This is a genomic window from Bradyrhizobium sp. LVM 105 (assembly GCF_003957705.1).
GTDB classification, from domain to species: Bacteria; Pseudomonadota; Alphaproteobacteria; order Rhizobiales; family Xanthobacteraceae; genus Bradyrhizobium; species Bradyrhizobium frederickii.
In genome coordinates, this window is record NZ_QZMV01000018.1 from 1 (window position 1) to 25,981 (window position 25,981).

Here is a 25,981-nt window from a genome sequence, read left to right on the forward strand (position 1 = left end):
CGATGCGGTCGCCTTCGCCGGCACTCTCGTCGGCCATCGACTTCTTCGGCGCGGCCTTCTCCTTGGCGGCAGATTTCTCCTTGGCGGCAGATTTCGCTTCCTTCGCGGCGTCCTTGGCGACTTCCTTGGCCGCAGGCGCTTCAGCCGCCGGCGCGGGGGCGACCTCGGCCTTGGCAACGGGCGCCGGCGCTTCGATCGCGGTCTCGCGGAAGGCGCGCTCGAGCTCGTCGAGCGAGACTTCGCCCGGACGCAACGGACGCTCCAGGGTCTGGTCGACCAGCGAGCCGGAGACCATCTCCTTGGCGGGCGCGGCGGCCGGGGCTTCCGGCACCAGCGGCGGAGCCTCAGTGACGGGAGCAGAACCTGCAGCCATCGCCGCCATGCCCTGCTCGACCATCGCTTCCAGCTTGTCGATGAGGTCGCGGTCGTTGCCCTCGGGCTCGGCCTCGGTGGCTTCGAGGCCCGCAAGAATTTCCTTGATGCGGTCGATCGAGGACAGGATCACCGTCACGGCTTCGGCCGTCACCGGCATGCCGTCACGGAATTTGCCCATCAAGGTCTCGCCGGCATGGGCCAGCGCTTCGAGCCGGGGCAGGCCCAGGAAGCCGCAGGTGCCCTTGATGGTGTGGACCAGGCGGAAGATGTTATCCAGGATCTTGGCGTTGTTCGGCTCCTGCTCGAACTTCACCAATTGATTGTCCACGGTGTCCAGGCTCTCGCTGGTCTCCGTCAGAAACTCCCGCAACAGATCATCCATGAGCTACGCCTTACTGACCTGAACCTGGACTTCGACGCCTGAGCCATTCTTGGCACGGACGGAAGCCCTCCTCTGGATCGTTAGACAACCCCTTTCACAGTCCCGTTAATTTCATCCTCCGTGCTAATACGGATATTGAAGAGAAGTTTGGGATTCGGCGGAATGCAGCAGCGCTTTTCGGCAAATCCGGCTGCGCGCCGCAGCGGCGGGGGGCATGCGGTGAACGCGCCGACAACAACGGGGCGAAGCGCGCGGGAAAGTCCTGCTCGTGAAAGACCATAGGACCGGCATGCGGAACGTTGGACCGAGCCGCCCGCAAGCGGAAGCGCGCTCGCACTCCCGGCTTCGCGTTGTCGCCGCGAGCGGCAGGATCCGCGTTTGCGGTAAACGAACGGTTACCTCGCCGTCATGGCGGCCGAAGCCGCGCTAACCCAACCGTGCGGCCATGCCGCCGTCGGGACGATGCTCCGCCAGGCAATCGTTGATGGCGGCGAGCAGCGCGTGCGGCGTGAACGGCTTGCGCAGACAGCGTGCGGCACCGAGCTCCAGCGCCGTCCGGAGGAAGTCGGGTGCAGGCGAATTCAGATTGGAAAAAGCGTAGCCGGACATCGCGATCAGCGGAACGACCGGCGCGCGCTCGTGGAAGATCCGGATCGATTCGAACCCGCGCATGTGCGGCATGAAGATATCGACGATCATCAGGTCGAACTGTCCATTTTCGAGCGCGCGCAGTCCGGCTTCGCCTCCATCGGCAATCGTCACTCGAAAATTGTTGCGCTGAAGATAGATCTCGATGGCCATGGACACCATCGGGTCGTCGTCGACGACGAGAATATGGGGTTGAAACGCGGTCCTCTCGTGAGCTTCCGGCTTCGGCGATTCAATCATTGGACAGCGCTTCCTCCTTCGCCTTCAATCAAGAGAGGGATGGTCGCAAACGTCATTGGCGAACCGAGGAAAACGGAGACGACGGAAATGAGCTGCGCGGTCATCGCGCGCCAGGGTTCAGAGCAATGTTGGATGATCGTCACGCGTTCGACGGACGAGGCGGCGCGGGTCAACCGGCGTCCGATGGCAGCACGGATGCAATGCTTCCGGCTCATGAGGCCCCCTTACCGCTTCTTCCTGCATGCCCCTGCAGGAGACGCGCTCCGCTCACGAGCGAGTCTACGCCCTTCTCATTTCCATTTCGGCCGCAAATCAGATGGTCTGTCTGCCCTCTAACGGGTATAAGGACGCAGTTACAACTTTACAATAGTATCTGTTCGCCGCGCAACTGAACGACGAACGCCCGCAGAATGTTCCCGTCGCACCCGCCGGATTTGAACTGCATGACCGCGAGCGCACCTCCGCCCAATCAGCTGCTGCAATTGCTCGACCCGCCGGCGTTCGATCTGCTGCGTCCGCATCTGGCGACGGTCGAAATGGTCAGGAAGTCTGTCTTGGGTGAAGCGGGCGCCGCGTTGAGACATGTCTACTTCCCGCATGCCGGATCGGTCTCGATCACAGTGGGCCTGTCCGACGGTCAGATGATCGAGATTGCGATGCTGGGCCGCGACAGCGTCGTGGGCGGCGGCGCCGCGCTGACTGACGGCATCGCGCTGTCGGACGCGGCCGTGCTGTTTCCCGGTACCGCTTCCGTGCTGGAAGTCGTGGCCTTCCGCTCCGTCGCCGCCGCAAGCGCGTCGTTTCGCGAGCTGATCATCCGTCAAGAGCAGTCCTTGCTCGCGCATGCGCAGCAGTCGCTGCTCTGCAATACGCTGCACCCGGTCGAGGCGCGGCTGGCGCGCTGGCTCTTGCGCGCCCGCGAGCTGTCCCATGGTGAAATCCTGCCGCTGACCCAGGAGGCGCTGGCGCAGATGATCGGCGTCCGGCGAAATGCCATTTCGTTGGTAGCGCATGACCTTCAGCGCGCCGGCATCATCCACTACAGCCGGGGCCACATCGAGATCCTCGATCTGCAGGCGCTGCAGGCGACGTCCTGCGAGTGCCATGCGACGGTGAAGCTCTACCATCTCCGCCTGTTGGGAGCGGTGCCGTGACGATGGCGGGCCATCAATTGTGGGCCGGCATGAACGCAGCATCCGGGAACGACCGTCGGGGCGGACATCTTGTCCCAATTGCCAACATATCCCACGGGGAACATGATGGAAGCTGCTGCGCCGCACGTGATTTTGGGCATCGCGCGTTCAATCGGCATGGACACGGGAGGCAGCTTTGGAAACGATGGTGCGCTCGTCCAACGGTTTCCTGTCCGCACTTCCGGCAGACGATTATGAATTGATCCGTCCGCACCTGCGAACAGTCGATCTGCCCCATGACGCCGTGCTGGTCGAGACCGGCGAGACGCTGAAGCGCGCCTACTTTCTCCACCGCGGCGTCATCTCGCTGGTGGTGAAGCTCGCCAAGGGCGAACACGTTCAGGTCGCCATGATCGGCCGCGACAGCTTGCTCGGAACGCTCTCGACCATGGGCGATGCGTGCGCGTTGAACACCGCTCTCGTGCTGATTCCAGGCCTTGCGTCGGTGATGGATCTCGACCGGCTGCGGATCGCCGCCGACCAGAGCAGCACCCTGCGCACCTTGCTGACGCGCCACGGGCTGGCGGTTTACGCCCAGGTCCAGCAGACCGCGGGCTGCAACGCCGCCCATCCGGTGGAGGCGCGGCTGGCGCGCTGCCTGTTGCACACGCATGACCTGTCCGGCGACTACCGGCTGCTGCTGACCCAGGAGGCCATGGCACAGATGATCGGGGCGCGGCGCAACAGCGTGTCGCTGGTCGCCAATACGTTGCAGCAGGCCAATTTCATCCATTACAGCCGCGGGCACATCCAGATCGTCAACCTCGACGGCCTGCGCCAGACGGCCTGCGAATGCTACGCCATCGTGAAGGCGCAGTACGACCGGCTGCTCGGCGCGCACTGACCCGGCTCGCATGGTGAACCGCCGGCTAATGCCGGCCTGCAAACACCTCATGTCCTGCTACAGGAACTGAAATTCGAGTGCCTTAGAGAAGGGGTTACCCTCGCGCCGGGACGTGCCGCGCGACAGATGACCCGTGATCAAGGCAGCAGGACCATGTTTGACGTCACCGTCGCGCCCGCGCAGAAGGCGCTTGATGCCGAGCCCGCGCGCGAGCCGCGCGCATACGAAGCGCTGGTGCGCGAGATCGGCGAGGACGGCGCCCGTGAAGTGCGCGAGGTGTTCTGGAGCGAGACCTCCGCGCGCCTGCAACTGTTCCGGACGCTTTCGCTCGCGCAGCACCATGGCAGGATCGCGCGCGAAGCGCATTCGCTGAAGAGCGCGGCCGGAACGTTCGGCTATGTCAGGCTCGCGGCGCTGGCGCTGACGCTGGAGCAGACCGCGGAGAGACTCGGCGATGTCGAATTCCGCGATCTGCTGGACCTGATGGATGCGGCCTATGTCGCCGCGCGCGCGCAGGAGCCGCGCTGACCACTCACGCGTGTATTCCCGCCGTACTTCTACGGCTTGGGATTTTTAGAGATGGCTAATCATAGGTGGCGATAGTCGCGGCAAACCAGGAGGGTTTTCCATGTTCACCTTTGAGACTGCGGACCAGAAAGAGGTTCGCCGCTTCCGCATCGCACAGTTCAACGGCCGGATGGCAACGGTGAAGGCTGGCGACTCGACGGTGACGGGCTTTGTGCGTTCGGTGCTGGAGCAGGAATCGAGCATGCCGCCCCGCTGGACCATCACGATCATCCCGAACGAGCCGAAGGAAGAGATCAAGCCGCTGCGCCCCGCCTCGCGCGCGCGTCCCTTCGCCGAAGACTATTTCTGAGCGCGACCGGGTTTCGCCGAGCCCGGGCCGCCACCGGCGGCCCCCTCAGTCGATTGAATGCAGCAGCGCCGCGCGGACCAGGTCGGCGGTGTTGCGCGCACCGAGCTTGCGCATCGCCTCGGCACGATGGCTCTCGAAGGTGCGCGGACTGATCTGCATCCGAAGCGCACCCTGCTTGTTCGAGTATCCTTCGCTGATCAGCCTCAGCACCTCGCGCTCCCGTTTGGTGAGGCGCTTCTGGCCCGACAGGCCGAGGAGCTCGGCGCTCGGCACGCGCGGGGCTTGCTGTGTGCGCAGGGCCTTCGTGTCCGTGTCCGCGACGCTGGACGGGACCGGCAGGCCGCCCTTGTCGGGGCCGGCAAGCTGCTTGACCAGGCCGCAAACGCGCTCGGTCTGTGCCAGCGCATTCTCGACCACCTGCTGCAAATAGGCACGGTCGCCGGTCACTGGCGCGAGCTGATCGCTGTGATGCTTGATCTCGCCCATGTAGAGCAGCAGCGCAGTCAGGGGGCCGTTGAGCTCGCGGGCGATGGCAGCGGCCATTTCGTCGGCTGCCTTGGCCCGGGCGGCGCTCAGGCGGACGAAATCGAGCTCTTCAGCTGGCGCAGCGCTGCTGTCGTACCATTCCGACGGCCGCGAATCGGTCGCCGTATCATTCTGTGACCCCATGTCACTCATCTAGCGGAACCGGGGGCGGTCTGTGGTTAACTTTTTGCTCCGTAAGACTACGGTGATTTCGGCAGTTTTGCGCTGAAATGGCGGCGCCGGCACAATTTGTGCTTGTGCGGGATTGCGGCCGCCCCCGCGAAGGTTGAATTCCAGCCGTTTCCCGTAGCAAGGCGGGCCATATTCGCCCAGGCCCCGACCCCGGGCCCCCGGTTTTTACGGAATAATTAACGGCGACTTGCTTCTCTTGGCGAGGTTGAGAGCGCGCAAATGCCTCCACGCATTGGGCCTGCACGCCCGCGGGAAATGCTGCAAAAGATTGCGTGCCATGAACGAGATCGATCGGCTGTCGGAATTCTTGCAGAGGCTGACGCCGCTGTCGCGCAGCTGTCTGCTCAGCGAGCTCGAGCGGCTCGAGCTGTGCGGCATCGACATGCCGGGTTCGGGCGACATCCAGTCCCGCTTGCGCGCCGAATTCCGCAAGGACGGATCGACCCAGGCGCGCGCCACCAGCCCTTCGCGCTATTTCTTCGCGCCGCTCGAGCTGCTGCTGATCGACGGCGCGCCCGAGCACGCCAACATGGGACGGATCTCGCGCAATACCCTCACGCCGATCTGGGAATGGATCTGCCGCGACCTGCTGCCGACCATGGCACGCGACTACATCAAGGCGATCAACGAGCAGGTCGCCGTGAACAACCAGAAGGAGGTCCTGAAGATCGCCTCGACCTTCCAGACCAAGGTCGTCAAGGTTCTCGAGAGCACCTTCGCTTCGGCTGACAGCACCGAGTTCGCACGCGGCAAGCTCGCGCAATACACGGCCTCGCGCAGCGCCTTCGACGACGTCAGGAAGATGCTGCATGTGCTGCGCGCCGGCGATGCGCTGCCGAAGTTCAACGAAAAGCTGCCCGAGAAGATCGCGAGGTTCGACGATGGCCAGGTGGTTCAGGTCACCGCACAGCTCGACGCCTTCAAGAAGGCCCACCCCGAGGCACTGCCCTTCGCGCTGGCGCTGGTGGCGAGGCGCCTGACGACGTCCTGGCAATTGGTGCGTCTCGCCACCAAGGCTGCCGCGAGCAAGAGCGCCAGTGATGTCGCCGCCGCGCCCTATGCCTGCGTCGTGCACATGGTGCTCGACCGTCTCGACGACAAGCGCCTCGCGCTTCGTATCGCGCTCCGGCACAACCGGGTGCTGATCGCCCGCGACCTGCTCGCCGAGATCTACGACACCGAATATGCGCTCAAGGTGCGCATCGACGGCATCGAGCATTGCGAATGGGGCGTCCGCCTTCAGCAATTGATGGACGCGATCGCGACCTTGGTCTCGGCCGAGGTGAGCCGCTTCCCGTCCAATGTCGGCCACATCCTCGGATCGCGTCGATTGCGCAGCCACGACACGCTCTCGGGCAAGCTGACTTATCTGGCCTGGAAGGGACGCGACGTGGTGCAGGACGGCGCCGCGGCGTTTCGCAAATTGATCGGGCAGAGCTGATCTTGCGCCTATTGCGCGCGCGGCAGGCACAGGAAGCGATCGAGAAATCGCCCTGACATCACGATTCTGAACCACCAGTAAATCATTCGCCGTGTCGTCATTGTCGCGATCCTCGACAGCCCACCACCGGCTGCGCGGAGCAATAGCGCAAGTGCGGCAATACGCGTGTGATCTGCTTCACATCCGCGGCCGCGTTGTCGCAGAACCATCGCGAGCCGGGTCCTTCAGCTTCGCTGTCGCTCGCCACGCACCAGCATCGGGCGAATCTGACCGCACCACCGCGGACGACGCCGTCCTGTTCACCGTCCTTGTCGAGCGCCGCCGGCCGCGGCTTCCGAAGGAGCGCCTACGATTAATCTTCCGATGCATCGATTATGCCTCGAAAGGGCACACCGCCTCATCGCCGCCCGCGTCCGTCGATGAACAGGCGCTATCGAGATCGCGTGCGAGAGATTTTGCAAACGCTGGCGCGTCGTTGCGCCTGCGGTGCCAGGGTATGCAAATTCTTTTCGAACAGATCGTCGAAAAATTAGCTCGAGTTGCAGGGTTTAACGTTACTCAAATAATTCAACAACGAAGTGATGCTCTCCTTATTTGAACCCACGCTCGCCGTTTATGAAACCGTCACGGAACGGGAGTGGTGCAAATGAACGATGGGATGGTTGAACTCGTCGGCCGGAGGCCTGTGACCTTCGGACGACGAAAGGTGACGCCGCGAGCCTGCGTAGCCGACAGCAAGCGTCACTTGCGCGCCTTCCTCAGCGAAGTGCTCGAGGATCTTGGCTTCGTCACCAGCGAATGCGCCAGTGCGGACGAATTGCAGACGGTGCTCGCCACCGAATTGCCGGATCTGATCCTGCTCGGCGTCGCCACCGACGGCATCGAGCCGGGACGGTTTCTGGAGATATTGGTGCGGGAGGCCTTTGCGGGGAAGGTTCTGGCGGTCGGCGCGCGCGAATCCATCGTCGTCAGGGCCGTGCGGCAGGTCGGCGAGGAATATGGCCTGGCCATGCTGCCGCCGCTGACCACGCCCTTTGCCGCGGAGACGCTGCGCGAGCGGGTGGCGATGCTGCTGCCGGAGGAACCGGCGCCGAGCCCGGCCGTCCATGTCGGCGAAGCGCTGCATGCCGGCTGGCTGGAGCTGTGGTACCAGTCAAAGATCGACGCGCGCACGCTGGTCCGCAGCGGCGCCGAGGCGCTGGTGCGGATGCGGCATCCGACCTGGGGCGTCGTGCCGCCGGCCTATTTCATTCCGGAGCCGCACGATCCGCATCTGCGCGATCTGTCGGAGTTCGTGATCGACCGCGCCATGCGGGACTGGCACTATCTGCTGGAACAGCAGAGCCCGGTCGATCTGTCGATCAATCTTCCCGCCTCCTATCTCAGGGAGCCGCAGGCGGTGCGCGATCTCTGCCGCCGCGTGCCGACGCATCCGGCTTTCGGCGGCCTGACGGTCGAGATCGACAGCGAGGAGGCGATCCGCGACCTCGATCTCCTGACCGAGGTCGCGCGCGAGGTCGGCCTGTACAATATCGGCCTGTCGATCGACAATCTTGGCGCCAACTGGCCGGCGCTGATGGAGCTGGACCGAATTCCCTTCGTCAAGCTGAAGGCCGACCGCCAGTTCGTCACCGGCAGCGGCAACGATCGGCTCAAGCGCACGGTGTGCCGTCACATCGTCGAGCTCGCGCAGGGTTATGGCGCGCGCGCGGTGGCGCAAGGTGTCGAGAGCCGCGCCGACCTCGTCGCCGCCAACGAGCTCGGCTTCGACTTCGTGCAGGGCTTCCTGTTCGGCAAGCCGATGCCGTTGAAGAAATTCGCCCGCTCGACGCTGACGAAAACCGTGATGGAGTGAGCTCGTTCGCGGCTCCAACGTCGATCGACGCAGCCGCGAACCGTCAATCTCCCCCGCGTCCGCGGCAACAACCTAAAGCGCGATGACGATCCTAACCGCATCGCGCTTTGGTGCCGGACGCCGCGATCGAGATGCTCGCCTCGGCACGCGCGAGGTGAATCGCGAAGCCCCGCGCCTCGGGAGGCTCGAGTCCGGCGTGGAGCTGCATGCTCGGAATCAGGTAATCGCCGCCGTTCTGGCGCCGAAAGGGAATGGGCGAGGCCGTCGCAAGCGTCTTCATCCTCTCCCGCAAACGTTCGGCGGCCGCCTCGAATCCGGCTTCGTCGAGCTTGTCGGCCTTGTAGACGACGAAGGGCGGAAGCACCGCATATCCCGGGTAGTAGAGAATGCCGTGATGAATCGGAAACAGCAGATCGTCGATCGGCCCGTTGATTCCGCGCGCCGAATAATGCTCCTGCCAGCCGCCGGCCGTCACGATCAGCATTGCACGTTTACCGGCTAGTTTGCCTTCGCCATAACGGTCGCCCCACCGCTTGTCGCTGTGCTCGCCGACGCCATAGGCGAAGCCGTAGGCGAACACGCGGTCGACCCATCCCTTCAGGATCGCCGGCATGCTGAACCACCACAGCGGGAATTGCAGAATCAGGACGTCCGCCCACAGCAACCTCTCGATCTCGCCCTTGACGTCAGGAGTGAGCGTGCCCGCCTCGAAAGCTTGCTTGGATGCAGCGGCGGGCGCGAGCCGTGCATCCGCTGGCAGCGAGGGGAAGTCGGCGCGATCGACGGCCGACGTCCAGCCCTGGGCATAAAGATCCGACACAAGCACGTCGTGGCCCTGCGCCTCCAGCTCTCTGACGGCAACATCCCGCAGCGAGCCGTTGAGCGAACGCTGCTCGGGATGCGCAAACACAACCAACACCTTCATGATCAGCACCCATTCGTTGAGGATGTCACGCAGCTAGCGCGGCGGAGGGCGATCCGGTAGATATCGGCAATGAATAGGATTGTGCCGAAAAATGGATAGATCGGAAGTCAGCCTCGAGCGGATGCGAAGCTTCGTGAGGGTCGCCGAGCGGGGAAACCTGTCGGCCGTCGCACGCGAGCTTGGCATGGGCCAGTCCAGCGTGACGCGGCATATCCGGGAACTGGAGCACGCCGTGGGCGTGCCGCTGCTGACGCGGACCACGCGCAGCGTGACGATGACCGAGGAGGGTCGTCGCTACTATGCCGATTGCGTTCAGATCCTGCGCCTGGTCGAGCGCGCGGGCGATGAGGCACGCAGCACGCGCGGCGCGCCCGCCGGCATGGTGCGGATATCGTGCACGGCGGCCTTCGGCGTGCTCCACGTCAGCCGCCTCGTCTTTGCCTTCCAGGATCGCTATCCCGACGTGTCGGTGGATCTCAGCCTGACGGACGAACGGATCGACCTCGTGAGGGAGGGGGTCGATGTCGCGCTCCGTCTGGGGCCGCTCGCCGCGAGTTCGATGAAGCGCAGATCCCTGGGCCAGTCGCGGCGCGTGCTCGTCGCCGCACCCGGCTATCTCGCCGAGCGCGGCAGGCCCGCGCGTCCGCAAGAGCTCGCCCATCACCAGGGAATCAGAATGTCCAACATCGCCGGCAGTGATGTGCTCGTGCTGCAAGGACGCCGCGGCGGACGCCATGAGGTCCCGTTCGCCGGGCGGTTGCGCGTGGATCACGGACTTGCGGCGCGAGAGGCGCTCTCGGCGGGTCGCGGCATTGCGCCCACACATCTCTGGCTCGTCGACGATCTTCTCGCGACCGGCAAGCTCGAACGCGTGCTTGCGGACTATTCGCCGCCTCCCGTTCCGCTCAACATGCTGATCGTGCCCGAGCGATCCGGTGTCGCGCGGGTGCGGCTGCTGGTCGATTTCCTCGCCGAGACGATCGCGCGAATCCCGGGGATCGAAAAAGCCTGATCGGACTTGTTCTCACGCATATCGCCGCGCGAAGAAGACGCAGGCGACCACGAGCATGGTCGCGGCGATCATGCTCCAGGCGACGGGCTCGTGCAGCAGAAGCCCTGCGAGCGCGAGGCCGAAGAACGGCTGGAGCTGCTGCAGCTGGCCGACGCGCGCGATGCCGCCGAGGGCGAGGCCGCGATACCAGAAGATGAAGCCGACGAACATGCTGAAGATCGAGACGTAAGCGAGCCCGATCCACGCGGGCACGCCGACGCCGCTCCAGGATGGCGGCCAGGTCAGGAGCGCGACCGGGATCATCAGCGGCAGCGCGAGCAGGAGCGCCCAGGAGATCACCTGCCAGCCGCCGAGCCGGCGCGACAGCGCCGCGCCTTCGGCATAGCCGAGCCCGCACAGCACGATTGCGGCAACCATCAAGAGATCGCCGGTCAGCGAGACCGATCCGTCGCCGGACAAGGCGAAGCCCGCCACCGTCGCGCTGCCGAGACCGGCGAACAGCCAGAACGGCAGCTGCGGCCGCTCGCCGCCGCGCAGCACGGCGAAGATCGCCGTCGACAAGGGCAGAAGGCCGATGAAGACGATCGAATGCGCGGACGTGATGTGCTGGAGCGCGAGCGCGGTCAGCAGCGGAAAGCCGACCACGACGCCGACGGCGACGATGATGAGGGAAGCGAGATCGTTGCGCTGCGGCCGGGCCTGACGGAGCAGGCCGAGCACGGCGAGAGCGATCAGCGCCGCGATCACCGCGCGCACCGACGTCAGGAACAGCGCAGAGAAGCCGCCGACCGCGACACGCGTCGCCGGCAAGGAGCCGCTGAAGACGATGACGCCGAGAAGCCCGTTGCCCCAGCCGCTGCCCGCAGATTGCATGTCCGTCCCATTCTCTGGAGGCGCGACTCTCGGCCTTCGGCGGTGGCGGGACCAGTGACAATCCAGTACAATCGCGCAGAACTGTGTGGGTATGGAAGGTCATACACTTTGGCCAGCGAGGCGCAAACCAGAGGCCGCAGCGGCACGCGGACCATCGACGTGATGAGCGCGATCCGGGCCAAGGTCGCGGGCCGCGCGCTCGGTGCCGGCGACCGCCTGCCCTCGATCCGCAGCCTCGCCGCGGCGATGGACGTCTCGCCCTCCACGGTGGTGGAAGCTTATGACCGCCTCGCCGCCGAGGGCCTGATCCGCGCCCGCCGCGGCTCGGGCTTCTATGTCACGCCGACGATGATGCCGCCGCTTGCGCTGGCCGAAGCCGGGCCGCGGCGCGACCGGGAGGTCGATCCGTTCTGGGTGTCCAGGCAATCGCTCGACGCCGACGCCGCCGTGTCAAAGCCCGGCTGCGGCTGGCTGCCGCCGGGCTGGATGCCCGAGGCGGGCTTGCGCCGCGCCGTCCGTGCGCTGGCGCGGACCGAAACGCATCTGCTCACGGATTATGGCAGCACGCGCGGCGGACCTGTGCTGCGCCGGCTGCTGCTCGCACGCCTTGCCGAGGATGCGGTTCCCGCCTCCGTCGATCAGCTCATGCTGACGGGCTCGGGCACGCAAAGCGCCGATCTCGTCTGCCGCTTCCTGCTCCGTCCCGGCGATAGCGTGCTGGTCGACGATCCCTGCTACTTCAATTTTCGCGCGCTGCTGCGGGCGCATCAGGCCAGGATCGTCGGCGTGCCCTATACCTTGACGGGCCCCGACGTCGCGCGCTTCGAAGAGATCCTCGGCACCGAGCGTCCCAGGCTCTACATCACCAATTCGGCCCTGCACAACCCGACCGGTGCGACGCTGTCGCTTCAGACGGCGCACCGGCTGCTGACGGCGGCCGCCGCGCACGACCTCACCATCATCGAGGACGACATTTTCGGCGACCTCGAGCCGGAGCGCTCGCCGCGGCTTGCCGCGCTCGATGGGCTCGATCGCGTGATCCGCATCGGCAGCTTCTCCAAGACGCTGTCGGCCTCGGTACGCTGCGGCTACATCGCCGCGCGGGCCGACTGGATCGAGCATCTCGTCGACCTCCAGGTCGCGACCAGCTTTGGCGGCCCGAGCCCGGTCGCGACCGAGATCATCGCCAACGTGCTGGCCGGCGGCGGCTATCGCAAGCACATGGACGAGCTCCGGCAAAAGCTCGCGAGCGCCCGCCGGAATGTCGCGCGAAAGCTTGGGGCAATCGGCATCGAACCCTGGCTGATGCCGCGTGGCGGATTCTTCCTGTGGTGCCGCCTTGCGGGCGGCCAGGACGCCGCCCAGGTCGCGCGCGCGGCACTCGAGGACAATTTGGTGCTGGCGCCCGGCAACGTGTTCAGCGTGTCGCAGACCGCCTCGCACTTCATGCGCTTCAACGTGGCGCAGATGAACGATCCCCTCGTGTGGGACGTGCTGCGGCGGGCGCTGAAGGCGGCAGCGAAATGACGGGGCCTAAAGCATGATGGGATGATTGCCGCGATGACGGAGGTGCACTCCCTCTCCCGCTTGCGGGAGGGCAATCGCATATGAGGGCACCGACAGTACCCACATCGTCATGGCCGGGCTTGTCCCGGCCATCCACGCCTTTCCACGCAGCAAAAAGAACGTGGATGCCCGGGACAAGCCCGGGCATGACGACTTCTGCTGAATGTTCAAACGCGATTGCCCTGCCCGCTTGCGGGAGAGGTGAACGACCCTGCGGCAATCGGTTCAACCTCAAGCCACGCCGCTCTAATACAGCGGCTCCTCGTACACCGGCGCGCCGTCGAGCAGCAGCCGCTTGATGGCGGCGCGGCCTGAGGGCAGCACAGCGGCGACGATGCGCAGCTTCTGCTGGTTGCGGGCCTGCTCGAGCTTGCCGCCCTCGCCTTCCGGCACGAAATAGCTTTCGAGACCGTATTTGATCGTCAGCTTGTCACAGAAGGCGCGGAGGTTCGATCCGCAGGAATAGCTGACGCGGCCGCGGATCAGCACCTCGCGCGCGGTAACCGGCACCGGCTCGGCATGCGCGGAAACGGCCGTGTAAAGGCCCTCGGCATTGGGCGCGAGCTTGACGAACACGGTCGGATTGCGAGCCTCAGCCGGCTTGCCGGCGAGCGCGCCGGCAGGCACTTCCGAGATGTCGTAGCGGAGCACGACATAGTCGCCGCGCAGGAGATCGCGCGGATCGACCGGCTGCGTCTGCAAGGTCACCTCGACCCCTTCGCGCAGGATCTGCACGCGGTCGGCGACCATCAGCATCAGCAGCAGGCATTGCACCAGGACGGCGACACCGAACAGCACGGCTTTCGGGATACGCTGCCAGAGCGCCGAGACGGACGTGACCAGCTGGCTCATCGTGCACTCCTCGGCAGCGCGCGGTTGAGCGCCGTTGCGAACGCGACGGCGACGATACCGGCCGCCGCCAGGAACGCCGAGCGGGCGAGCAGCGAGCCCTTCACCGCCCAGGTGATGCCGGCGATGACGCCGGCGATGCCGAGCCAGCCGGCGACGATGCGCGGACGCACCTCATCGAGCACGCCGGAGACGACGAGGCACAGCATGGCGCAAAGCAGCGCGGCATAAGCCAGCCACGGCTCGCCGGCCGGGGCGACCGGCCAGACCGGCGCGGCGAGCAGCACCAGCCCGATTGCGCCGGCGGCAAGGATTTCACCTTTGCGCTTGGTGAGCGTGGCGGAGACGAGGGCGAGGATCACCCCCGATGCTCCGCACAGGATCGCCCACAGCGGCTGGCCGGACGCTGCGCGCGTCGCCCGCAAGTGAATGATGTCGTCGACCGTCGTCACCTCCAGGAAAGCGACAGCGGCCAGCGCGAACGCGCCGTAGATCGACAGCACGCTGCCAAGCCGCTGCGCCCGCGGCGAGGACATCGCGGCGATCGCGAGCCCGGCGCCGAACAGCAGGGCCGCGCCGTTGGCGAGCACGAAGGACGGCTGGGCGCCGTCGAGCTCGAAGCGCAGCGAGGTCGCGATCCACCACGGCAGCACCGCGAGCGCGACGAGATGGGCCGCGACGCGGGAATTCCACGCAAAGGCAAGGCTTGCCGCGAGCAGCCAGACCGGCACGAACGAAAGATGCAGGACGTCCGGCGAATCGTAGCTCCGCATGCAGGTCCAGATGCTGGCGGCGACAAGGCCGACCGCGAGCGCCCCGCGCGAGCCGGTCAGCAGCGCGGCGGCGAAGGCACCGATCGACCACAGCAGCATGCCGCCGGCAAAATCCTCGCCGAGATGATACATCTGGCCGACCAGCGCGATGCCCGCGCCGAAGATGATGGCGCCGATGCTGGCGCAGAGATCGGCAAGAACCTCGCGGCCCTTTGCGCCGAACCAGGCGCCGAGGCCACCTGTTACGACCATGCCCGCGATGAGGATCGCAAACCGCATCAGCCGTGCGATCTCGGTCCAGTGCGCGGCCACGAAGGCGAGGAACGCGGCCGCGATCAACAGACCGCCGACGATACCGACGACCACGGCAATGTTGATGCCCGCAGGCAGCGGCGGCAGCGCAGTGCGGATGGCAGCGGCCGACGCCGGCGCAATCACGCCCTCGGCCTCCCATCGCGCCAGATCGGCTTCGAGGCGGTCGCGGTACGTCTTTTCGAACATTGGGGTGTGGTTACCTCGGTCCCGCCGGAGGGCGGGGTAGTGCTGGGTCGAATCCCGCCGGTGGCAGGTTCAATCTATCATCGTCCCGGCTGTGGGGTAACGAGTTGTCGGTTGCCGTGCAGCGCCTCCGCTCACGAGGCTGCGGTCGCATGACGACTAGTTCGCCTTGATACCGGCCTCGCTGATGAGCTTGCCCCATTTCGCGCTTTCGTCCCGAATGAACCGGGCGAACTGTTCGGGCGACATCGGCGCAGGCTCCGCGCCGAGCGTCCTGATCTTCTCGGCCACCGACGGGTCCTTCAGCGCCTTCGTGAAGGCCTCGTTCAGCCGGCCGATGATATCGGCAGGCGTGCCGGCGGGAGCAACGAGCCCGAACCAACCAACAGATTCGAAGCCCGCAATGCCGCTCTCCGCGAGGGTCGGCACATCGGGCAAGGACGAAAGGCGGCGCGCTGAGGAAACACCGATCGCGTTAAGCTTGCGCTCCAGGATCAATTGCCGCGATGCCGGGATATCGAGCACCGCGAACGGAATATGGCCCGCAAGAACGTCGACCGTCGCCGGTGCGGTGCCGCGATAAGGGACCAGCTCCATCGCGATTCCGGTCTTGTGCGTGAACAGTGCGGCTGTCAAATGCATCGCAGTCGAATTGCCGCCATGTCCAATCGACAGTGCGCCCGGCTTGGCCTTGGCCAGCGCGACCGTTTCGGCCATGTTGTGCGCGGGAATATTGGCGGCGGCGACGAGCACGAAAGGGATTTCGGCGAGCAGGGTGATGGGCGCGAGATCTTTCAGCTCGAACGGCATCGACGAATTAAGATACGGGTTGACCGTCAGCGCACCCGCCGGCGCCACGCCGAGCGTGTAGCCGTCCGGCTTTGCCTGCGCGACCGCGGCCATGCCGATATTGCCCCCTGCCCCGGCGCGGTTCTCGATCACCAGTCCCTGCTTGAGCTCGGCGGCGACCAAAGGTTCGAGCGCGCGGATGACGGTGTCGGCGCTGCCGCCGGGCGGAAAGGTCACGATGATCTTGATCAATTGCTCCGGATAGGCTGCCTTCACGGCCCCCAGCGGTAGCCCGACGAAAGTCGCGGCCGTCAGCACGGCCAGGATGCGGCGCCTTGCAATGCGAAACACGTTCTCCTCCTCGATGCGTTTTTGTGCGCCACCTGGCGTCGTCGTCAGGCAGCTTGATATTCTTTACGCTGCCGCGCCGGTGAGTCGCGCCAACAAGCCCAGCGCATCTTCGGGCGCCGCCTGCCCACGCCAGGCGATGTGCTGGTCGGGCCGCACCAGCACCAGCTTTTCGGCATAAGCCCCGTTTGCCTCATCCGGCGCGACGTCAACCAACGCCAGCGGCATGCCACGTGTCTCCGCTGCGGATCTCAGCGCTGCCACATCGATCGTCGGGTCGAGCCGCAACAAGGTGTAGCCGATCCCGAAGGCGTCGTAGAGCGATCGTCCGTCGCGCAGGAACAGATGCGGCGCGCGGGCGCCCGGCACGGTGGAAGGCGTGAAGCTTCCCATCGTGTAGGCCGGAGGCGTCTCGCCGTCATAGGCGATGATCGGCGAGGCATCGTAGTAGTAGCCAAAATTCAATCCCGCGCAGCAATATTGCTGAACGTTGAGATCGTAGGCCGCCCTTGCCAGCGCGGCGCGTGCTGCTTGGCCGCGGGGCGTGTCGTCCTCGATCTCCGCCGAGACGCCGCCGCGCTGCGCCATCATCTTCATTGCGTGGTCCATCGCAAAGCGCGACACCTGCTCGGTGATGGGCTGCCGCTCCGCTTCATAAGCATCGAGGATCGACGCCGGCGCCCAGCCGTTCAGATGCGCCGCCAATTGCCAGCAGAGGTCGACGGCGTCGGCGATGCCCGCATTCATGCCATAGCCCGCATAGGGCATCCATAGATGCGCGGCGTCGCCGCAGATGAAGACCCTGCGATCGCGGAAGCGATCGGCCACCAGGCGCCGCCCGACCCAGTCCTCCTTGCTGAGCACACGATATTCGAAGCGCTCGTCAACGCCGAGGATGGCGCGAATGGACCAGTCGCGATCCACCGAGTCGAATTCGGGCTCGTCGGGCTTGAGGTGGTTGTGGATCAGCCAACGATCGTGACCGTCGATGGCAACGGTGGTGCCGGAGCGCCGCGGGTTGAGCGAAAGCACCATCCAGGCTGGCTTGTGCGCGCCCATCAGCTCCTTGAGCTGCGGCGCCTCGATAAAGGTCGATTGCACGCGCTGGATCACGGGCGTGCCGGACAGGCTGGCGCCGATCGATTTGCGAACCAGCGAGCGGCTGCCATCGCACCCGATCACGAAGCTGGCGTCGATGCGCAGCAAGCTTCCGCTGTCGAGGTCGCGCGCCAGCGCGACCACGTGATCGTCATGCTGCTCGATCGACACGACTTCCGTGCGCGCGAGAATGGTGATGCGCGGCTGCGCGGCGGCATGATCGAACAGGATCGGCTCGAGATAGACCTGGTTGATCCGGTGCGGCGGCTCGGGCGTCGGCCACCAGGTATCGGGGCCGCCGGTCGCGCTGTAGCGTCGCGCGCGCGAGGGAATATCGATGCGGCAGAGCTCGATGCCGGTCGCTGTGGTCCGATAGGAGCAGTCGTTGGGAAAGTCCGCCGGGAGTCCCGCCTCGCGCAGCCTGGCGGCGACGCCGAGCCTTCGGAAGATCTCCATCGAGCGCGCCGAGACGTGGTTGCATTTGACGCTAGGTGGATCGCCGGCATGGCGGATCTCGGCGATCACGACGTCGATCCCGCGCGAAGCCAGATCCATGGCCGCGGTCAAACCCACGGGCCCGCCGCCCACGACCAGCACCTGTGTCCTCATGCTCGTTTCATCCCCTAGGCAGCCGCGGATTCGTCGTGCGCGCAGCATGCATTTTATTGCAGGATCGTTTATGAGATAAGACAGAAAGAACTCATCAATTCATGAGTTTTGGCTATGAATGTCACCTTGCGGCAGCTACGGACCTTCACCGGCGTGTACCGCACGCGCAGCATCACGCGGGCGGCGCGCGAGCTCGGGATCACGCAATCGGCGGCGAGCCTGTTGATCCAACAGCTCGAGAGCCAGCTCGGCGTTAAACTGTTCGACCGCTCGACGCGGTCGGTGCAACCGACGCTGGCCGCCCATGAAGCATTTCACGCCGCCGAACGGATGCTGAGCGATGCGCTGAGCCTGTCGCGGCGCATGCGCGACCTCGCGCATGCGCGCGCCGGTCGCGTCGCGTTCGTCGCCTCAGCCGGCGCCGCATCGGCGCTGCTGCCCCTGGTGCTCACGAGATTTCGCACGACCCATCCCGACATCGAGATCGACATGCGCGATGTCGCTGCCGACGATCTCGTGCCGCGCCTGATCGCAACCGACGCGGAATTCGCAATCGGCAGCGTGGAAGGCGAGGTCGCGGAGATGACGATCGAGACGCTGACGCGCGGGCGCTTGAGCGCAATCGGCCGCCGCACCACCGAATTCGCCTCGCGGCGTTCGCTCACATGGGACGAGCTGGCGCAGCTGCCTACGATCGCAATGCGGCGCGAGACACGGATCCGGATGCAGATTGATCAGGCGCTGGGCGCGCAGGGCAAGCGCCTCTCGCCAACCTATGAAGTGACGCTGATCAACACCGCGCTCGCCATGACGGCCCAAGGCCTGGGCCTCGCCATCCTACCCGCGACGATGCTGCCGGCCGACCAGTTTCCGACCCTGATCGCAAAGCCGCTGGTGCGCCCGGCCATTACTCGACCGGTGTCCCTGCTGCAGCGGCAGGGCCGAACGCTGTCGCCGGCGGCGCAGGCGTTCGTGGCGACGGCGCGAGCGGTGCTCACGGAGCGATCGGGGTGAGTTTCGCCGATATCAGGCTGATCCTGACGGGATCTTGTTCGGCACAGTCTGATCAATGGCGGAGAGGGAGGGATTCGAACCCCCGATAGGCTTGCACCTATGCCGCATTTCGAGTGCGGTGCATTCAACCACTCTGCCACCTCTCCTGAAGGCGCCATATAGAGGCAGGGCCCCTGTGGTTGGGGGCGTTAATAGGCGAGGATGGCGGGCCAGACAAGGCGCGAAAGGGGAAAATCCGCTGCCTCTTTTCGCCCCTCGGCCGGCCTCGGGAGGAACTGCTGTGGAGCACCTGACGATCCCGGCCAATGGCGCCGATTTCCACCTGGTTCGCGCTGGAAAGGGCAAACCGCTGCTTTTGCTGCATGGTTGGCCGGAATTCTGGCTGACCTGGGAGCCGGTGATGGCGCGCCTCGCCGACCGTTTCAGCCTGATCGCGCCGGACCTGCGCGGCTTCGGCGACAGCGACAAGCCTGAGGGACCTTACGGGCCGGACGGCCATGCCGCGGACATGCTGGCGCTGATGGACACCCTCGGCATCGAGCGATTCGGCGTGGTCGGTCATGACGTCGGCGGCGCCGTGATGCAGCCCTTGGCGCGGCAGGCGCCTCAGCGGCTCGCCGGGCTGTTCTTGTTCGATTTCGTCTATCCCGGGATCGGGCCGCGCATGGCGGCGCCCGATCGGCTCAATCACATCTGGTACCAGTCCTTCCACCAGATGGAGATGGCCGTGCCGCTCGTCGGTGCGAGCCGGGAGAGCTGCCGGCTCTATATCGGCCATTTCCTCAAGGGCTGGGCGCACCGGAAAGACGCTTTCGACGACGTGCTCGACGCCTTCGCCGACAATTTCTTTAGAGACGGCAATCTCGCCGGCGGCTTTGCGCATTACCGGGCCTCGCATGCCGGACGGGTCGCGATGATGCAGGGCGAAGCGCCCAAGCTGCCGCCGATCGCGGTGCCGGCCTGCGTGCGCTGGGCCGAGCACGATCCGCTGTTTCCCTATGCGTGGACCGACCGGCTGGGGGAGACGTTCAGCGCGCTCGATCTCAAGATGTTTCCCGGCGTCGGCCACTTCCCGCATCGGGAGGATCCGGATCGCGCCGCCGCGGAGATCGCGGGGTTCTTTCGGCGGGTGGGGTGGAGTTGAGGCCTGTCCGAGCGGGCACTCGATCAGCACCGTTTGCTGCGCTACCCCTCTCCCTGGCCCTCCCCCGCGAGGGGGGAGGGAACGCATCTTTCGTGGAGCGGGAGTCTTGGCTCAAATCATCATGCTTGGAAAAACGGGGTGGGACCGCCAGACGCGGTAAACACTGGCGGTCCCGGTGCCGCTCATTGAAATTCTGGCCAGGAAGGGCGGCTTCGCCGGCCAGGCGAGGCGACGATTTGACCCTAGCGTGCGGCGGCAGGTGCGCAACGCAATCCGGTCCTTAACCTAACCGGTCAAGGTTACTCCTTGTCCGCCTTGCTCTTTTTCTTCCCATTCTCCGTGGAATCCCGGTCCTTGCCATTCTCCTTGCGGCGGTTGGTGAAGCGGGCATTGCCGAGGCCGGTGCCGATGGTGAGCACGCCCCAGCGCTCGATGTCCTGCATGAACGGCACCTCGGACAGGCCCTGCACCACGCCGTCATTGTGCATCAGGATCGCGGTGTCGTGCTCGCCGATCTGCGGAATGCCCTCGAGCAGGCTCGCCGGCAGGTTGAACTTGCTGCTCTCCCAATTGCCCGGCAGGTTCTGCGCGCCCTTCTCGATCGAGCCGTCGGCGTTGATCACGCCGGGGCAGGCGATGCCGATGAAGGGCGCGAGCTTGAAGCCGTCGGTCTCGGCTGCCGTGATGAGCCCCTTCAGCATCTTGGTCAGCCGCTTCACCGCGCCCTCGCGCGTAGGCTCGTCGTCGGCATGACGCCACAGCTCGGATTTCACGACCCTCGCCTTCGACAGGTCCTTGGCCTTTTTCCAGCTGGTCTCGACGAGACCGCAGCGGATGTTGGTGCCGCCGATGTCAACGGCGAGGATGCTGTCATAGGCCTCGAAGATCCATGACGGCGCCAGATGCAGCGCGCCGACCAGGCCGGCTTCGTCGGGGTGATGACGGATCGGCATCATGTCGATCTTGAAGTCCTCGGATTTGAGGATGATCTCGGCGCGCGCGATTGCGAGCTCGCCGAGCCGGGAATCGCGGAAGCCGCCGCCGACCACGATGCGCTCGGTCTTGGCCCAGGCCTTGGTCTTGAGGAAGCGGCGGGTGACGTAAGCGAGCTCCTGGGCGAAATCCTCGATCGCGCTGTGCACCAGCGCGGAGGCCTCGGTGTCGTCGCCGACCAGAATGGCGTCCAGCGTCTTCTTGCTGATCTCGTCCGAGGGCTCCTTGCCGAACGGGTCCTCGCCGGTCTTGCGCAGCGGCTTGCGCCAACGGTCGAGGATGTCGCGGAACGCGCGCTTGCTGGCGCGGTCGCCGAGGAAGCCGTCCTCGTCTTTCATCTCGATGTTGAAGCTGTCGATGTCCACCGACGGCAGCCGCTCGGCGCCGTGATGGGCGATCCCCGTCGTCGTCTTGACCAGTTCGTCCGTTGCCATGGGAGCCCTTGCCCGCTTACCTGTTCCGGCCGGGACAACGGCGGGGGAACCGGTTTGTTGCAAAGCCGATCGAGATTCGGCTGAAGGCCGGCAGCATGGCCAAATCCTTCAAATCCGGGCGCTTTTCGCCCGCTTTTCCTTGACTCCTGGCATTTGGCGGCTATAAGTCCCACAGCCGGCGCGGGGCGTTTCTCGCGCCGCTTGTTTTTGCGTGGGTTTTCAAGGGGATAAGCCCCACCCGCACAAAACGCAGATAAACCTGTAGCGACTGACAAAAAGCCGGCCCGGACAATCCGTCGCGAGGCCGGGATTGAACACGGAGAAAGAACGATGTTCGCAGTCATCAAAACCGGCGGCAAGCAATACCGCGTCGTGCCGGATGATGTTCTCGAAGTAGGCAAGATCGAAGGCGAAGTCGGCTCGATCGTGCAGTTGAATGAAGTTCTGGTGGTCGGCGGCGACACGCCGGTGCTGGGCGTTCCGACGGTCGCAGGCGCGTCCGTTGCGGTCGAGGTGCTCGACCACAAGCGCGGCCCCAAGGTCATCGCGTTCAAGAAGCGCCGCCGCAAGAACTCGCGCCGCAAGCGCGGCTATCGCGACGAGATCACGGTTCTGCGCGTCAGCGAGATCCTGACCGACGGCGCCAAGCCCACCAAGGGCCCGCGTCCGAAGAAGGAAAAGGTCGCGAAGGAGCCGGCAGCGGAAGCCGCCGAATAAATAAAATCGATCACGCCAGTTCACGAATTGATGCGTGAGAGATTTTGAAATGATTCCGTCAAGGAATTGACCTAGACATACGCAGGATTTCGGAGACGAGCCATGGCTCACAAAAAAGCAGGCGGTTCATCGCGTAACGGACGCGATTCCAAGGGCAAGCGCCTCGGTATCAAGGCGTTCGGCGGGGAGGTTGTCACTCCCGGCAACATCATTGCGCGTCAGCGCGGCACCACCTGGCACCCCGGCCTTAATGTCGGCATGGGCACGGACCATACTCTGTTCGCCAAGATCGAGGGTCGTGTTGCGTTCCAGGCCAAAGCCAACGGCCGCACCTTCGTATCGGTACTCCCGATCGCAGAGGCTGCTGAATAGACGGTGGATCAAATGGAGTCCGCCGGTCCCGACTGAACCGGCGGAGTCCAGATCATCGCGATCGAAGGCTCCAGGGGAGGCGGGAAACCGGCCTCCCCTTTTCTTTGACTTGCTCACTTTGACTTAGTGACTTTCACGGAGCCGGACATGTTGCAGGATTTCTCGAGCGTGACCTTGGCTGAGGCGAGACCCAGCGTCGTCGCCACCGAGCGGCTGACCTTGCGGCGGCCGACGCTGGCCGACGTCAGGACCATCGCCCGGCTCGCCAACGACCGCCGCGTCGCGGAAAACACCCGCCGCCTGCCGCATCCCTATTCGCAGGACGACGCCGTCGAGTTCATCCGCGCCACCGCCGCGCTCGGCAGCGAGACCGTGTTCCTGATCGAGCACGATACCGTGCCGGTCGGCATGGTCGGCATCGACTGCTCCACATCAGGCAATGCCGAGCTCGGCTATTGGCTCGGCGTCGAGCATTGGGGCCGGGGCTTTGCCACCGAGGCGGCGCGCGGCGCGATCGACTTCTTCTTCGAGGAGTTCGAGGACGAGCATCTCCATGCCGGCGCCCGCGTCACCAACCCCGCCTCGCGCAAGGTGCTGGAGAAGTGCGGCTTCCAGTGGAGCGGCGTGCAGCTGCATCGATTTCTGGCGCTGGGCTCCTCGACGCCGGTCGACTGCTTCCGCCTCTCGCGCGGCGTGTGGGCGTCGCTCAAGAGCTGGAGCAGCGCGCGACGGGCGAGGTAGGGCGAAGGCAAGAGCTGCTTACCCTCCCCTGGAGGGGGAGGGTCGATGCGCATGCAGCGAAGCGGAATGCGCAGCGGGGTGGGGTGACAGTCTCTCCGCACGAAACACTACCCGAGTTGAGAGATCACCCCACCCCGCTCGCGCTTCGCGCGCGACCCTCCCCCTCCAGGGGAGGGTAAGCCTCACGCCGGCGGGTTCACGTCGGCGCTCTCGCGCCCCAGATCCCGCTCGCGCAGATAGATGTAGAACCCGGCGCCGATGATGATCACCGCGCCGACGAGCGTGGCGATCGACGGCACGTCGCCGAACACGACGAAGCCGAAGATCACCGCCCAGACGATCATCGAATATTGGTACGGCACCACGACGCTGGCCGGCGCCAGCTTGAGCGAGCGGTTGACGCAGAACAGCGCGGTGACCGAAATGACGCCGGCCAGCGCGAAGAATACGAGGCTGCCAGGTGTCGGCGGCACCCAGTTGAAGGCCGACAGCACGGCGCCCAGCGAGAACGTGCCGACGAATTGCGAGGACGCCATCACGATGTCGGGCGTCTTGCGCAGGCTGCGCGTGATCAGCATCAGGGTCGCAAACGACAGGCTGCCGCCGAGCGCGATCAGCGCCGGCAGGCTGACGGTCTGCGCGGACGGGCGCAGCGCGATCAGGACGCCGCTGAATCCGATCAGGATCGCGGTCCAGCGCCGCCAGCCGACCTTCTCGCCTAAGAAGATCGCGGACATCGCGGTAACGAAGATGGGGCCGGCGAGATAATAGGTGATGACATCGGCGAGCGGCAGATAGACGGTCGCTAGGAAGAAGGCGGCGACCTCCAGCGTCGACAGCACGACGCGGACCAGCTGCAGGCCCGGCCGCTCCAGACGCAGGAACTGGTGACGCTGCTTCCAGATCAGCGGCGACAGCAACAGCAGTGCCGCGCAGGCGCGCAGGAACAAGAGCTGCCCCACCGAATAAGTCCCGACCAGGAACTTGCCCATGGCGTCGCCGAACGAGAACATGAAGATCGACAGCACCATGAGCGCAATGCCGGCAAGGCGCGCCGAACGATCGTCATAGGCGGAGAGATTCTTGAAGAGGGGCATTGCAACGAGTTTCGAATGTGGGACTCGTCATTGCGAGCGCAGCGAAGCAATCCAGACTGTCTCAGCGGCGGCAGTCTGGATTGCTTCGTCGCTTCGCTCCTCGCAATGACGGGGAGAGAGGAATCGGCCGATTAGGGTCGCTAGCGGTCGTTTTAATGACGTGGCCGCGCCGGACAAGCCCACCACAGCGAATTGAGCGGATTGTCGCACTCTTCGCGCCGCGGTAGCGATAAGCCGACCCGAGCAGAGAGCACTGCCATGACCGATTTCGATCCCTCGCAGCATCGCATGATCCCCACGCAACGCTGGTTTGAGGATTTCGTCGTCGGCGAACGCTTCGTGCTGCCGAGCCGCACCCAGACGCCGGCGATCTTCGCGGCGTTCCAGACCGCGAGCGGCGACACCCATCCCGTGCACTACGACGTGGAATATTGCCGCAGCCGCGGCATGCCGCATCTGCTGGCCCACGGCTTCCAGACCCTGATCCACACCGCGCCCGGCGCCGGCCTGTTTCCGTTCATGGTCGAGGAGTCCCTGGTCGGCTTCCTCGAGCAGTCGAGCCGGTTTCTCAAACCGGTGTTCGCGGACGACACGATCTATCCGGCGCTCGAGGTCACCGAGCTGGTGCCGGGCCGCACGACCGGCGCGGTGACGCTTCGCAGCACCGTGTTCAACCAGCGCAAGGAGCTGGTGCTGGAGGGGATGCAGAAATTCCTGATCCGGAAGCGGCCGGGCTAAGCCGTCTGGCGAGCGTGAACCGCGGCGAGGCAAGGGCCGACAAACCGCGTGCACGCTCCACCCCTCCACGAACGCCCGAAATGGCACTGCTTCCACCCTGCTCCGAGACCTTGAAGCGTTCGCTCCAGCGCGCGACGTCCGCCGCGCGGGCGAAGGGTCGCGGGCATCCTGACCCGCAGGATTTGCTGGTCGCCTTGATCGAGGACGATGACGCATCGCCAGTCATGCGGGCCTGCGGCATCGACCTGATGCGCTTGCGGCGGGATATCGAGGCCGCAGGCGCGACGGAGCCAACGACCGGCCTCGGTCATCTGCTTCAGTCTGCCTTCAACGAGGCGCAGCTGTCTGAACGCACGGACGTGACGGGCGCCGACATGCTGGTCGAGCTGTTCGCCGAGCCGATCGGTCGCTTCCTTCCCAGGGCGCGACCCGCTACGATGCCCTCGTCTATTTGAGCCATGGCATCGCCAAGGGCGCGGATGTCGAAACCGAGAGCGGCGAGGCGCCGCCTTATCTGGAACTCGTGCTGTTGAACGATCCCTATACGCCGGCGGAGTTCGTCACCTTCGTTCTCGAACAGGTCTTCCGAATGAGCCGTGAGCGCGCGACCGCGATTATGTTTTCCACCCATTCGCGCAGGCGTGGCTCCTGCGGGATCTTTCCTCGAAGCGAGGCGCTGGCCTTTCGCGACAAGATCCAGAGCCTTGCGGCGTCCCGTCGGCATCCACTTCGCTGCGCCCTGCTGCCGGCCAGCGATGCGCCCGCCCAGCACCGGCCATCGCCAAATTGAGGCAAGAGCGGGACCCGTGGGTTAAGCAA

At 65.3% G+C, this 25,981-nt stretch carries 28 protein-coding genes and 1 tRNA gene; 16 read left to right on the forward strand and 13 right to left on the reverse strand.

The features are described from left to right. The 3 genes from D6B98_RS33235 to D6B98_RS33245 form a co-directional block, all read right to left on the reverse strand. The coding region (locus D6B98_RS33235; RefSeq protein WP_205680544.1) for an Hpt domain-containing protein at positions 1-757 on the reverse strand (757 nt) is incomplete at its 3' end. Between the two features lie 426 nt (positions 758-1,183). Next, on the reverse strand, positions 1,184-1,645 hold the full coding sequence (locus tag D6B98_RS33240; RefSeq protein ID WP_126261242.1) for a response regulator: 462 nt from the start codon (positions 1,643-1,645) through the stop codon (positions 1,184-1,186). Further along, positions 1,642-1,860 (reverse strand): hypothetical protein, encoded by a 219-nt coding sequence (locus D6B98_RS33245; RefSeq protein ID WP_126261243.1) that lies wholly within the window; start codon positions 1,858-1,860, stop codon positions 1,642-1,644. Before D6B98_RS33245 ends, D6B98_RS33240 begins: the two co-directional genes overlap by 4 nt. A gap of 228 nt (positions 1,861-2,088) precedes the next feature. On the opposite strand from D6B98_RS33245, the gene D6B98_RS33250 reads away from it, so the two are divergent. The 4 genes from D6B98_RS33250 (at position 2,089) to D6B98_RS33265 (ending at position 4,559) form a co-directional block, all read left to right on the forward strand. Further along, positions 2,089-2,799 (forward strand): Crp/Fnr family transcriptional regulator, encoded by a 711-nt coding sequence (locus D6B98_RS33250; protein ID WP_126261244.1) that lies wholly within the window; start codon positions 2,089-2,091, stop codon positions 2,797-2,799. A 184-nt stretch (positions 2,800-2,983) separates the two neighbouring features. Next, positions 2,984-3,682: a Crp/Fnr family transcriptional regulator gene (locus D6B98_RS33255; protein WP_205680545.1), complete on the forward strand. Its 699-nt coding sequence runs from the start codon at positions 2,984-2,986 to the stop codon at positions 3,680-3,682. A 153-nt stretch (positions 3,683-3,835) separates the two neighbouring features. Beyond that, positions 3,836-4,210, forward strand: coding sequence for an Hpt domain-containing protein (locus D6B98_RS33260; protein ID WP_164719033.1), 375 nt, complete (start codon positions 3,836-3,838; stop codon positions 4,208-4,210). Positions 4,211-4,310: 100 nt separating this feature from the next. Next, entirely contained in the window at positions 4,311-4,559 is a 249-nt protein-coding gene (locus D6B98_RS33265; protein ID WP_126261247.1) for a hypothetical protein, read from the forward strand. 45 nt (positions 4,560-4,604) lie between these two features. Here the strand turns inward: D6B98_RS33265 and D6B98_RS33270 are convergent, their stop codons facing one another. Continuing rightward, entirely contained in the window at positions 4,605-5,228 is a 624-nt protein-coding gene (locus tag D6B98_RS33270; protein WP_126261248.1) for a helix-turn-helix domain-containing protein, read from the reverse strand. A 325-nt stretch (positions 5,229-5,553) separates the two neighbouring features. Between D6B98_RS33270 and D6B98_RS33275 the strand changes: the two genes are divergently transcribed. Further along, positions 5,554-6,717: a hypothetical protein gene (locus D6B98_RS33275; RefSeq protein ID WP_126261249.1), complete on the forward strand. Its 1,164-nt coding sequence runs from the start codon at positions 5,554-5,556 to the stop codon at positions 6,715-6,717. A 646-nt stretch (positions 6,718-7,363) separates the two neighbouring features. Continuing rightward, positions 7,364-8,572: an EAL domain-containing response regulator gene (locus D6B98_RS33280; RefSeq protein ID WP_126261250.1), complete on the forward strand. Its 1,209-nt coding sequence runs from the start codon at positions 7,364-7,366 to the stop codon at positions 8,570-8,572. Between the two features lie 91 nt (positions 8,573-8,663). Here the strand turns inward: D6B98_RS33280 and D6B98_RS33285 are convergent, their stop codons facing one another. Beyond that, positions 8,664-9,497, reverse strand: coding sequence for an NAD(P)H-dependent oxidoreductase (locus D6B98_RS33285; protein ID WP_126261251.1), 834 nt, complete (start codon positions 9,495-9,497; stop codon positions 8,664-8,666). A 91-nt stretch (positions 9,498-9,588) separates the two neighbouring features. On the opposite strand from D6B98_RS33285, the gene D6B98_RS33290 reads away from it, so the two are divergent. Further along, positions 9,589-10,509 carry a LysR family transcriptional regulator gene (locus tag D6B98_RS33290; RefSeq protein ID WP_126261252.1) on the forward strand — a complete coding sequence of 307 codons (921 nt, stop codon included), beginning with the start codon at positions 9,589-9,591 and terminating at the stop codon, positions 10,507-10,509. A 12-nt stretch (positions 10,510-10,521) separates the two neighbouring features. Here D6B98_RS33290 and D6B98_RS33295 read toward each other — a convergent pair whose 3' ends face one another. Then, complete coding sequence (locus tag D6B98_RS33295; protein ID WP_126261253.1) at positions 10,522-11,382, reverse strand: DMT family transporter; 861 nt, start codon at positions 11,380-11,382, stop codon at positions 10,522-10,524. Between the two features lie 162 nt (positions 11,383-11,544). On the opposite strand from D6B98_RS33295, the gene D6B98_RS33300 reads away from it, so the two are divergent. After that, a complete protein-coding gene (locus D6B98_RS33300; RefSeq protein ID WP_164719034.1) occupies positions 11,545-12,909 on the forward strand; it encodes an aminotransferase-like domain-containing protein in 1,365 nt (454 codons plus the stop codon). Between the two features lie 285 nt (positions 12,910-13,194). Here D6B98_RS33300 and D6B98_RS33305 read toward each other — a convergent pair whose 3' ends face one another. From D6B98_RS33305 to D6B98_RS33320, 4 genes are all read right to left on the reverse strand, one after another. Further along, positions 13,195-13,800, reverse strand: coding sequence for a GDYXXLXY domain-containing protein (locus D6B98_RS33305; RefSeq protein WP_126261255.1), 606 nt, complete (start codon positions 13,798-13,800; stop codon positions 13,195-13,197). Continuing rightward, complete coding sequence (locus D6B98_RS33310) at positions 13,797-15,071, reverse strand: DUF2157 domain-containing protein (protein ID WP_126261256.1); 1,275 nt, start codon at positions 15,069-15,071, stop codon at positions 13,797-13,799. Before D6B98_RS33310 ends, D6B98_RS33305 begins: the two co-directional genes overlap by 4 nt. 156 nt (positions 15,072-15,227) lie before the next feature. After that, entirely contained in the window at positions 15,228-16,208 is a 981-nt protein-coding gene (locus D6B98_RS33315; protein WP_164719035.1) for a Bug family tripartite tricarboxylate transporter substrate binding protein, read from the reverse strand. A 63-nt stretch (positions 16,209-16,271) separates the two neighbouring features. Beyond that, entirely contained in the window at positions 16,272-17,912 is a 1,641-nt protein-coding gene (locus D6B98_RS33320; RefSeq protein ID WP_164719036.1) for an FAD-dependent oxidoreductase, read from the reverse strand. Between the two features lie 114 nt (positions 17,913-18,026). On the opposite strand from D6B98_RS33320, the gene D6B98_RS33325 reads away from it, so the two are divergent. Next, positions 18,027-18,926: a LysR family transcriptional regulator gene (locus tag D6B98_RS33325; protein WP_126261259.1), complete on the forward strand. Its 900-nt coding sequence runs from the start codon at positions 18,027-18,029 to the stop codon at positions 18,924-18,926. 56 nt (positions 18,927-18,982) lie between these two features. Here the strand turns inward: D6B98_RS33325 and D6B98_RS33330 are convergent. Then, positions 18,983-19,072 (reverse strand) — tRNA-Ser (locus D6B98_RS33330). Between the two features lie 134 nt (positions 19,073-19,206). Here D6B98_RS33330 and D6B98_RS33335 point away from each other — a divergent pair. Next, positions 19,207-20,070, forward strand: coding sequence for an alpha/beta fold hydrolase (locus tag D6B98_RS33335; RefSeq protein WP_164719037.1), 864 nt, complete (start codon positions 19,207-19,209; stop codon positions 20,068-20,070). Positions 20,071-20,369: 299 nt separating this feature from the next. Here D6B98_RS33335 and D6B98_RS33340 read toward each other — a convergent pair whose 3' ends face one another. Beyond that, positions 20,370-21,497 (reverse strand): ROK family protein, encoded by a 1,128-nt coding sequence (locus D6B98_RS33340; protein ID WP_126261261.1) that lies wholly within the window; start codon positions 21,495-21,497, stop codon positions 20,370-20,372. Between the two features lie 330 nt (positions 21,498-21,827). Between D6B98_RS33340 and rplU the strand changes: the two genes are divergently transcribed. From rplU to D6B98_RS33355, 3 genes are all read left to right on the forward strand, one after another. Then, the gene (gene rplU / locus D6B98_RS33345) at positions 21,828-22,214 is read left to right on the forward strand and encodes a 50S ribosomal protein L21 (RefSeq protein ID WP_126261262.1); all 387 of its coding nucleotides are present in this window, start codon (positions 21,828-21,830) and stop codon (positions 22,212-22,214) included. Between the two features lie 102 nt (positions 22,215-22,316). Beyond that, complete coding sequence (rpmA, locus tag D6B98_RS33350; RefSeq protein ID WP_024338898.1) at positions 22,317-22,586, forward strand: 50S ribosomal protein L27; 270 nt, start codon at positions 22,317-22,319, stop codon at positions 22,584-22,586. A 147-nt stretch (positions 22,587-22,733) separates the two neighbouring features. Then, positions 22,734-23,327, forward strand: a complete 594-nt coding sequence (locus tag D6B98_RS33355) for a GNAT family N-acetyltransferase (RefSeq protein ID WP_164719038.1) — start codon at positions 22,734-22,736, stop codon at positions 23,325-23,327. A gap of 182 nt (positions 23,328-23,509) precedes the next feature. Here D6B98_RS33355 and D6B98_RS33360 read toward each other — a convergent pair whose 3' ends face one another. Continuing rightward, positions 23,510-24,424: a DMT family transporter gene (locus tag D6B98_RS33360; protein ID WP_126261264.1), complete on the reverse strand. Its 915-nt coding sequence runs from the start codon at positions 24,422-24,424 to the stop codon at positions 23,510-23,512. A 258-nt stretch (positions 24,425-24,682) separates the two neighbouring features. Between D6B98_RS33360 and D6B98_RS33365 the strand changes: the two genes are divergently transcribed. The 3 genes from D6B98_RS33365 to D6B98_RS33375 all read left to right on the forward strand — a co-directional run bounded on the left by D6B98_RS33365 (position 24,683) and on the right by D6B98_RS33375 (position 25,952). Further along, entirely contained in the window at positions 24,683-25,162 is a 480-nt protein-coding gene (locus D6B98_RS33365) for a MaoC family dehydratase (protein WP_135171548.1), read from the forward strand. Positions 25,163-25,242: 80 nt separating this feature from the next. Continuing rightward, positions 25,243-25,617: a Clp protease N-terminal domain-containing protein gene (locus tag D6B98_RS33370; RefSeq protein ID WP_126261266.1), complete on the forward strand. Its 375-nt coding sequence runs from the start codon at positions 25,243-25,245 to the stop codon at positions 25,615-25,617. After that, positions 25,614-25,952, forward strand: a complete 339-nt coding sequence (locus D6B98_RS33375; RefSeq protein WP_126261267.1) for an ATP-dependent Clp protease adaptor ClpS — start codon at positions 25,614-25,616, stop codon at positions 25,950-25,952. The genes D6B98_RS33370 and D6B98_RS33375 overlap by 4 nt, the downstream gene beginning before the upstream one ends. Positions 25,953-25,981 lie beyond the last annotated feature (29 nt).

Bases quoted from the DNA above. Each gene is read 5' to 3' on its own strand.
- D6B98_RS33240 (WP_126261242.1), bottom strand. From the start codon at position 1,645: ATGATTGAATCGCCGAAGCCGGAAGCTCACGAGAGGACCGCGTTTCAA.
- D6B98_RS33245 (WP_126261243.1), bottom strand. From the start codon at position 1,860: ATGAGCCGGAAGCATTGCATCCGTGCTGCCATCGGACGCCGGTTGACC.
- D6B98_RS33250 (WP_126261244.1), top strand. From the start codon at position 2,089: ATGACCGCGAGCGCACCTCCGCCCAATCAGCTGCTGCAATTGCTCGAC.
- D6B98_RS33255 (WP_205680545.1), top strand. From the start codon at position 2,984: ATGGTGCGCTCGTCCAACGGTTTCCTGTCCGCACTTCCGGCAGACGAT.
- D6B98_RS33260 (WP_164719033.1), top strand. From the start codon at position 3,836: ATGTTTGACGTCACCGTCGCGCCCGCGCAGAAGGCGCTTGATGCCGAG.
- D6B98_RS33265 (WP_126261247.1), top strand. From the start codon at position 4,311: ATGTTCACCTTTGAGACTGCGGACCAGAAAGAGGTTCGCCGCTTCCGC.
- D6B98_RS33270 (WP_126261248.1), bottom strand. From the start codon at position 5,228: ATGGGGTCACAGAATGATACGGCGACCGATTCGCGGCCGTCGGAATGG.
- D6B98_RS33275 (WP_126261249.1), top strand. From the start codon at position 5,554: ATGAACGAGATCGATCGGCTGTCGGAATTCTTGCAGAGGCTGACGCCG.
- D6B98_RS33280 (WP_126261250.1), top strand. From the start codon at position 7,364: ATGAACGATGGGATGGTTGAACTCGTCGGCCGGAGGCCTGTGACCTTC.
- D6B98_RS33285 (WP_126261251.1), bottom strand. From the start codon at position 9,497: ATGAAGGTGTTGGTTGTGTTTGCGCATCCCGAGCAGCGTTCGCTCAAC.
- D6B98_RS33290 (WP_126261252.1), top strand. From the start codon at position 9,589: ATGGATAGATCGGAAGTCAGCCTCGAGCGGATGCGAAGCTTCGTGAGG.
- D6B98_RS33295 (WP_126261253.1), bottom strand. From the start codon at position 11,382: ATGCAATCTGCGGGCAGCGGCTGGGGCAACGGGCTTCTCGGCGTCATC.
- D6B98_RS33300 (WP_164719034.1), top strand. From the start codon at position 11,545: ATGAGCGCGATCCGGGCCAAGGTCGCGGGCCGCGCGCTCGGTGCCGGC.
- D6B98_RS33305 (WP_126261255.1), bottom strand. From the start codon at position 13,800: ATGAGCCAGCTGGTCACGTCCGTCTCGGCGCTCTGGCAGCGTATCCCG.
- D6B98_RS33310 (WP_126261256.1), bottom strand. From the start codon at position 15,071: ATGTTCGAAAAGACGTACCGCGACCGCCTCGAAGCCGATCTGGCGCGA.
- D6B98_RS33320 (WP_164719036.1), bottom strand. From the start codon at position 17,912: ATGAGGACACAGGTGCTGGTCGTGGGCGGCGGGCCCGTGGGTTTGACC.
- D6B98_RS33325 (WP_126261259.1), top strand. From the start codon at position 18,027: ATGAATGTCACCTTGCGGCAGCTACGGACCTTCACCGGCGTGTACCGC.
- D6B98_RS33340 (WP_126261261.1), bottom strand. From the start codon at position 21,497: ATGGCAACGGACGAACTGGTCAAGACGACGACGGGGATCGCCCATCAC.
- rplU (WP_126261262.1), top strand. From the start codon at position 21,828: ATGTTCGCAGTCATCAAAACCGGCGGCAAGCAATACCGCGTCGTGCCG.
- rpmA (WP_024338898.1), top strand. From the start codon at position 22,317: ATGGCTCACAAAAAAGCAGGCGGTTCATCGCGTAACGGACGCGATTCC.
- D6B98_RS33355 (WP_164719038.1), top strand. From the start codon at position 22,734: ATGTTGCAGGATTTCTCGAGCGTGACCTTGGCTGAGGCGAGACCCAGC.
- D6B98_RS33360 (WP_126261264.1), bottom strand. From the start codon at position 24,424: ATGCCCCTCTTCAAGAATCTCTCCGCCTATGACGATCGTTCGGCGCGC.
- D6B98_RS33365 (WP_135171548.1), top strand. From the start codon at position 24,683: ATGACCGATTTCGATCCCTCGCAGCATCGCATGATCCCCACGCAACGC.
- D6B98_RS33370 (WP_126261266.1), top strand. From the start codon at position 25,243: ATGGCACTGCTTCCACCCTGCTCCGAGACCTTGAAGCGTTCGCTCCAG.